The 6,951-nt window shown below is 47.3% G+C and carries 6 protein-coding genes, 1 other RNA gene and 1 pseudogene; 2 read left to right on the forward strand and 6 right to left on the reverse strand.

The window, feature by feature from the left end; all coding sequences use genetic code 11:
• Both QUA38_RS26330 and folB read left to right on the forward strand, forming a co-directional pair.
• Positions 1 to 734, forward strand: a pseudogene (locus QUA38_RS26330) (serine/threonine-protein kinase); the annotation flags it as partial.
• 153 nt (positions 735 to 887) lie between these two features.
• Complete coding sequence (folB, locus tag QUA38_RS26335; RefSeq protein ID WP_333070833.1) at positions 888 to 1,244, forward strand: dihydroneopterin aldolase; 357 nt, start codon at positions 888 to 890, stop codon at positions 1,242 to 1,244.
• 91 nt (positions 1,245 to 1,335) lie between these two features.
• Here folB and nuoK read toward each other — a convergent pair whose 3' ends face one another.
• The 6 genes from nuoK to QUA38_RS26365 form a co-directional block, all read right to left on the reverse strand.
• Positions 1,336 to 1,641: an NADH-quinone oxidoreductase subunit NuoK gene (nuoK, locus tag QUA38_RS26340; RefSeq protein WP_228042566.1), complete on the reverse strand. Its 306-nt coding sequence runs from the start codon at positions 1,639 to 1,641 to the stop codon at positions 1,336 to 1,338.
• 79 nt (positions 1,642 to 1,720) lie between these two features.
• On the reverse strand, positions 1,721 to 2,344 hold the full coding sequence (locus QUA38_RS26345) for an NADH-quinone oxidoreductase subunit J (RefSeq protein ID WP_333042048.1): 624 nt from the start codon (positions 2,342 to 2,344) through the stop codon (positions 1,721 to 1,723).
• Positions 2,345 to 2,513: 169 nt separating this feature from the next.
• The gene (gene ndhI / locus QUA38_RS26350; protein WP_333042046.1) at positions 2,514 to 3,089 is read right to left on the reverse strand and encodes an NAD(P)H-quinone oxidoreductase subunit I; all 576 of its coding nucleotides are present in this window, start codon (positions 3,087 to 3,089) and stop codon (positions 2,514 to 2,516) included.
• Between the two features lie 103 nt (positions 3,090 to 3,192).
• Positions 3,193 to 4,311: an NADH-quinone oxidoreductase subunit NuoH gene (gene nuoH / locus QUA38_RS26355; protein ID WP_333167123.1), complete on the reverse strand. Its 1,119-nt coding sequence runs from the start codon at positions 4,309 to 4,311 to the stop codon at positions 3,193 to 3,195.
• 365 nt (positions 4,312 to 4,676) lie between these two features.
• Positions 4,677 to 5,067: a transfer-messenger RNA gene (gene ssrA / locus QUA38_RS26360) on the reverse strand.
• 231 nt (positions 5,068 to 5,298) lie between these two features.
• The coding region (locus QUA38_RS26365) for a serine/threonine-protein kinase (protein WP_333167124.1) at positions 5,299 to 6,951 on the reverse strand (1,653 nt) is incomplete at its 5' end.

A 6,951-nucleotide genomic window follows, 5' to 3' on the forward strand; every position in this document is an offset into this window, starting at 1 on the left:
TGTACGCTTTAGCCGTCACGGCTTTGGTACTGTTAAGCGGCAAAAAGCCTCAAAAATTGTACGATATCAATAATAAAACTTGGGATTGGCGATCGCACGTCAGTGTCAGCCCAAATTTAGCCAGCGTATTGGATCGGATGTTAGCAGAACAACCGGGCGATCGCTACCAATCTGCAAAAGCAGTCCGCGAAGCACTCAAAGATCCAAAACTATCTCAAATTGGCAGTATAATTTCCCAAATGGTGACAATGAACTTTGTCGGCCGTCCTTTCAAAAACACCACTCAAACTGCTACCAGTAATCATACTCCTGTTCACCAAAATCCTCAACTGGTTAATAACCACAGCACATTCAAGTTAATTCCTTGGAAAACCCTAGGGAGTTTAAGTGTGATTTTGGTACCCGGAATTTTAGCTTTTAGTGTAGTCAAATCTGGTTTCACCTTGCCCAAGTTGCCGGATTTACCTAAATTTTCTTCGCGCCAGCAACCTCCTGATACATCCTTAGAGCAAGCAGAAATAATTCGTCAAGAAAAAATAGGTGAACGGCGCAAAAATCTCAACATTAATCAAGATATCTTCTATCAAAAAGTAGATGAATTATATTACAATAAATATCCCGAATTCCAAGGTCGTACCTTGACTGAAAAGCCAGAAGATGCTGAAATAAGGCAGAAATGGTATGAAGTTGCTGAGGATTTATTGGACAAGTTGGAGAAAGGAGGAGAGTTGTGAAATTTAAGATAGAATAAGAGTGATTGAACCGCAGAGGGCGCAAAGAGCGCAGAGGGAGAAGGAAAAAGGCAAAAAAAGAGAGGGAAGAGAAAGAGAACTTTATCTGGTTTAATACAAAGTGGTAGAGACAACGCACTTTTAGTTTATTGCAAAATGGATTCTATTCAACTTACAGGAATTCGCTGTTACGGATATACGGGCTATCTGCCGGAAGAGCAAGTTTTGGGGCAGTGGTTTGAAGTGGATGTTACTCTCTGGCTGGATTTATCGCAAGCTGGAAAAAGTGATGATATTCAACATACTCTTGATTACCGCAGCGCAATTACTCTAATTCAAAAGCTAGTCCAAGAGTCGAAATTTTTATTAATCGAACGCCTAGCAGATACTATTGCTCAAGCGCTTTTACAACTACCGTTAGTAGAAAAAGTTAAACTACAACTCTCGAAACCTGCTGCCCCCATCCCTGATTTCGGGGGTAGAATTACTCTAGAAATTACTAGAAGTCATTAGTCATTAGTTCTTAGTCCTTAGTCATCAGTCTTTAATCTGCATTAGTTTGTCGCTAATGACTGATGACTGATGACTGATGACTATTTATTAATTACCACTTCAGCAAATTAAATTCTTCCATGTCTACGGTATTGCGGTTGCGATAAATCGCCAAAACAATTGCCAAACCTACGGCAGCTTCAGCCGCCGCTACCGTAACTACAAACACGGTAAATACTTGGCCCTTAATTTGTACAGGGTCGAGATAATTGGAGAAACCCATCAAATTGAGATTGACAGCATTCAGCATCAACTCGATCGACATCAACACGCGCACTGCATTTCTGCTGGTAATCAAACCGTAAATACCAATACAGAAAAGAGCGGCGGCTAATAACAGGAAATACTGGAGTTGCAGTTGCATAAATTTTGCGATTTTGTCTCAATCTAAAGTTACTACAAAACTAACACTATGGTGCGCTTAGCGCACCATAATATTACTTAGATTCTGGCGAAGACACATCTCCGGCAGAAACTAATTCGCGAGGTCTTTCCGGCAAACTCAAAGCGGGTGTTTCGGATAGCTTCTTTGACAGTTCATCCGGGAAAAAATCGCGGCGCGCCAACACAATTGCTCCCACCATTGCCATCAACAAAAACACAGATGCTAACTCGAAAGGCAGCAAAAAGTCGGTGAAGAAATGTTTGGCGATAGTGACGATCGAACTTTCGGCCGGTGCTCCTGTCGTCGCGACAATAGCCCAAGGAGTAGACACCACCATCGTACCCAACAGTGCAAACAACCCTACGCAAACTACTGCTGTTGCTATTTGACGCACCCAAGCGTTGGGAATAGTGCGGAAATCTTCGCGCTTGTTCACCAACATAATCGCAAACAAAATCAAGACGTTAACAGCGCCAACATAAATCAATACCTGCGCTGCTGCGACAAAGTCGGCATTCAGCAACAGGTACAAGCCGGCAATGCTAGTAAATACGCCGCACAGCAAAAATGCTGAGTAAACGATGTTGGAGAACAGCACTACTCCTAGTGCTCCTGCAATCATCATTACCGACAGTATGCCAAATGAAACAATTTGAACCCCTTCAGCTAGATTCACAATTTTTTATCCTCTGTTAATTGGGCATTGGGCATTGGGCATTGGGCATTGGGCATTGGGCATTGGGCATTGGAAATTTGTTATTTGTTATTAGAAAAACTACTAACAAGTAATCATTAACCATTAACCACTAACTACTAACTATGCCCCATGCCCCATGCCCCATTACCTATTTTTCGATAATTTCCTCTGGACGCAGACCGGCGCGGCGATCGGTGTAGGAAACTTCATGAGGGTCGATCGCACCTTTCGGCAAATAAGCGAATTCGCGCATCGGTGTCACCATAGGATCGTCTGTAACCTTGTAGGGCAAACGTCCGAGGGCTACGTTATCAAAATTCAGTTCGTGACGTTCGTAGGTGGCCAACTCATACTCTTCTGTCATCGATAAACAATTAGTCGGACAATATTCTACGCAGTTGCCGCAGAAGATACACACTCCGAAATCGATACTGTAGTGCTTGAGTTGTTTCTTCTTAGTTTCTTTGTTAAATTCCCAATCCACCACAGGCAAATTGATCGGGCACACCCGAACGCAGACTTCGCAGGAGATGCACTTGTCAAATTCAAAGTGAATTCGACCCCGGAAACGTTCCGAAGGAATTAGTTTCTCGTAAGGATACTGCACCGTAATCGGCCGGCGTCTCATGTGGTCAAAAGTAACAGATAGCCCTTGACCGATATACTTAGCAGCTTGAAGAGTCTCTTTGGCGTATTCGCCTACTTGATTGAGGAATTTTAGCATGGTGTTCTCTCTCTGTACTTGAGTTTTTGGTAATTGCTAATTGATAATAGGTAATTGGTTAACAGCTATTTTTGTTTAGCTGTTGCCCTTTACCTATTATTAATTAACCGCCAAAAGCAAAGGGAAAGGCAAGCTTCAAAGCTGCGGTCAATAGCAAATTAACTAAAGCAACGGGCAGCAAAAACTTCCATCCCAAATCTAGCAATTGGTCGATCCGAACTCGCGGCAGAGTCCAGCGGAGCAGAACTGCCAGAAACAGGAAAAAGTAGGCTTTCAGCATGGTCATCGTAATGCCCAGCGTGCCAGTAATTACCTGCAACCAAGGAGTCGTCTCGCTCAATCCCAAGGCATTTGTGATGACTCCGACCGGAATCGGGCATTCCCAGCCGCCGAGGTACAAAACTGCTACTAGCAGGCAAGAAAGGACGAGGTTAACGTAGGAAGCGATATAGTACAAAGCAAATTTCATGCCGGTGTACTCAGTCTGATATCCTGCTACCAATTCTTCTTCTGCTTCCGGGAGGTCAAAGGGCAAGCGTTCGCATTCTGCTAGTGCTGCAATCCAAAAAATCAGGAAACCTGCGGGTTGCCGCCAGATATTCCAGCCGAGAATGCCGTAGCCGGCTTGCTGGTGTACGATGTCGATCGTACTGAGGCTGTTGGACATCATCACGACTGCCAATACTGCCAAAGCTAGGGGAATTTCGTAGCTGAGGGATTGAGCAGCGGCTCTGAGTCCTCCGAGGAGGGCGTATTTGTTGTTTGAAGCATAGCCGGACATCAGCAAGCCGATCGGCTGAATGCTAGAAAGAGCAATCCACAGAAATATCGCTGTCCCCATATCGGCGATCAGCATATGCTCTCCGAAGGGCACGATTAAGTAGGAGAGAAAAACTGGAATCACCACAATTACCGGGCCTAGGGTAAATAGCAGCGCGTCAGCTTTTGCCGGTACAATGTCTTCTTTGAATACCAACTTCAGACCGTCAGCAACGGGTGCTAAAACTCCCAGAGGGCCGATGAATTCCGGGCCTACCCGCTGTTGAGCAGCGGCGGAAATTTTCCGTTCCAGCCAGACGCTAGTTAGTACCCCGAAAACGGCAGCGACAATCATCAGCAACATTGGCAGCGGTAGCCAAAGCACTTGGGCGATGTCCGCCGGTAAGCCCAAATTCATGAGGGCTTCTACGAAACTTCCTTGTAAGTCAATTCCTGGGTTCATTTGTCCAGCTTTTGAGCGATCAGCATATAATTTTTCACCCGTCCTTCGTAGGAGTAGGCTTAGAAATCGGGGTCTTTGTAAAGATTTTTAATGCTTTACCGCCTAATAGTATATCGCCCGACAGGCTCCAAGAACGCACAGACAGGGTGAAGTTCTAATTATATGAGCCTGCAGCGTAGCTAATGGATGGGTAATTTATGTATTTTTACTTAGCCGATCGAGCTGATCGATTTTAGATTTTAGATTTTAGGTTTTAGATTGAACGTTGAATGCCAAACAAAAGGGCCCAGAGTTAACTCTGGGCCCTTTTAATTCTGTAAAGTGGCTTTCAAATGGCTTAAACCATTGATTTTACGTCACTTTGTTTATGGAACTGGGCAGAATCGAACTGCCGTCCAAAGCGGGTATTTACCTTCCGATCGTTCACAGGTTTATCCCCTCTAATCCTCGGGGCGGGAACCATCTTTATCCCAAATGGGGGGATTTTCTAGTGATTGCTTTCCTAGCTAGCCGACTAGAAACGTTTAGCTAGGGCATCCGTTGGGGGTTGTTATGCTACCTTTAACGGAGTGAGGTGGCATACACTCTAAACCGAGCTCAAGAAGTTTTTAGGCTACAGCTACGGCTTTGCGAGCGAAAGGAACGATGTTGTTCGCATTTACTATTTTTTTTGAGCCGATATTAACGAGAGTAGACTCCCTCTCGACCTGCATCACGGAGCAGCTTTCGCCACCCTGTCGAAACCATTACAGCCCCTCGTGTGTTCTTTTATGATAGACAATATTTCGTGTTGCGTCAAGTCAACCGATTTTAGATTTTGGATTTTGGATTTTGGCACAAAGCTGAGTCGGGAATATTTACATCTTGCACCATTTTCTTGAACAGGCTTTCCGGCCTGTTCCACAAGAGTTGAGTTTTCCTGTGGGGTGGGCCCCAGAACCCGCCCAGGTTTATTGACAAGGGTGCAAAATGTCAGCGCTGCCAAGTTTAATGCAAATTTTCGTCCCAGACGCCGATGTAAATCCGATCGCGCTCGTTGCGTTCGATCATCCCTTCAAGCGAACCCTTCCTAAACGTAAACCGATTGCTCCGGCGCTGCTGCACGTCGCCCAAGCCTTGCAAAATCTCCCGGCTGGCGCCGCCCACCATCCCGTTTAAGGCGGTTCGCACCACCAAATCGTCCACCGACTGGGCAAAAGAACCCTCTGTTTGTACTAGCTCGCCCGAATCGCGATCGTAAATGTAGCCGAGAGTAATCCGATTTGGCAATATTTCGTAAAGTGCGGTGCGAGTATTCGGCCAATAGCCCCGAGCTTGAGAGTCAGTGGGTTCTCCCAATTGGGATAAAATCTGACTTTCCGCCGTACCAACGGCATACCCAGGGATTGTGGGAGTCTTCTGATAATTGGTTCCCGGTTGTTCGCTGGGTGCGGGCGATCGATCTGGCGACAACTCTTTGTCAACAAGTTTTTCCGTTGGTGTGGGTTCGACTGCTTCCGGAGAAGGCGCTGGTGTTGGCGCTGGGGCTGGTGTTGGAGTTTCAGCAGTCGGCGCTGGAGTTTCAACAGCCGGCGCTGGTGTTTCAGCAGCCGGCGCTGGTGTTTCAGCAGCCGGCGGCGGAGTTTCTCTGCGAGTCGGCGCTGGTGTTGGTGTCGGCGCGGGAATTGGTGCGGGGCTTGAGCGCGCGTCTGGATCTGCAGGGGCCGAAGTGCGCTCGTCCTGGGCGACCGGTGCGGGTTCCGAAGACGGCCGGTTGAAGAAAACCCTAGCAATACCGACAAAACCTGCAACAATAAGTGCGATCGCCACGAACCCCAAAATCCACCAAACCTTGCGGTTGTTGTTCCCTGAAGGCACCACAGCAGGCGCTGTTCTGGAACCCGCAGAGGACTGAGGCCCGTGTCCCGGAATCACCGCCACCGTCGGCCCGGTGCTCGGCGACGCTGCACCCCCCTGCCCATGCAGCAGCGATAGCCACTCATCCACAGTAGCAGGGCGGTTTTGAGCTTCTACCGTCATCCCCCGCATCACTGCAGAGCTGACAGCCTCACTTAGCTGAGGCCGCAAGTCGCGGGGTGAAGGCATCGGCTGACTGGTACGCAAAATTGCAGCCACCGGCACCTGTGCTGTCAATAAAGTGTAAAGCGTCGCCGCCAGACCGTAAACATCTGTTGCGGGCGTATATTTTCCTTGGGCGAAATACTGTTCTGGGGGTGCGTAGCCGTCGGACACCATATTAGTGTGACTTTGGGTTGCACCAGCAGTAAACTCGCGGGCAATGCCAAAGTCAATCAGCACGACTTCCTGAGTACCTTGGCGCAAAAGAATGTTTTGAGGCTTGACATCTCGGTGCAGCAAACCCTTTTGATGAACAACTTTTAAAGCAGCCCCAATTTGAGTGATGTAGAGAATTGCAAGATTTTCTGGCAGCGGATTATTTGAACCAACTACATCGCCCAAATTCTGACCGGCAATATAGTCCATCACCATATAAGGCTGCCCGTCTTCCACAAAGAAATCGCTGACGCGGACAATATTCGGATGAACGCAGGAAGCCAACCGTCTCGCTTCGTCTTGAAACTTGCGATCGAACTCAGCAAAATTGGGTTGCTGCCGCAGAGATTCGTTGAGGGTTTTAAT

Source organism: Microcoleus sp. Pol12B4 (assembly GCF_036701385.1).
Classification (GTDB): Bacteria; Cyanobacteriota; Cyanobacteriia; order Cyanobacteriales; family Microcoleaceae; genus Microcoleus.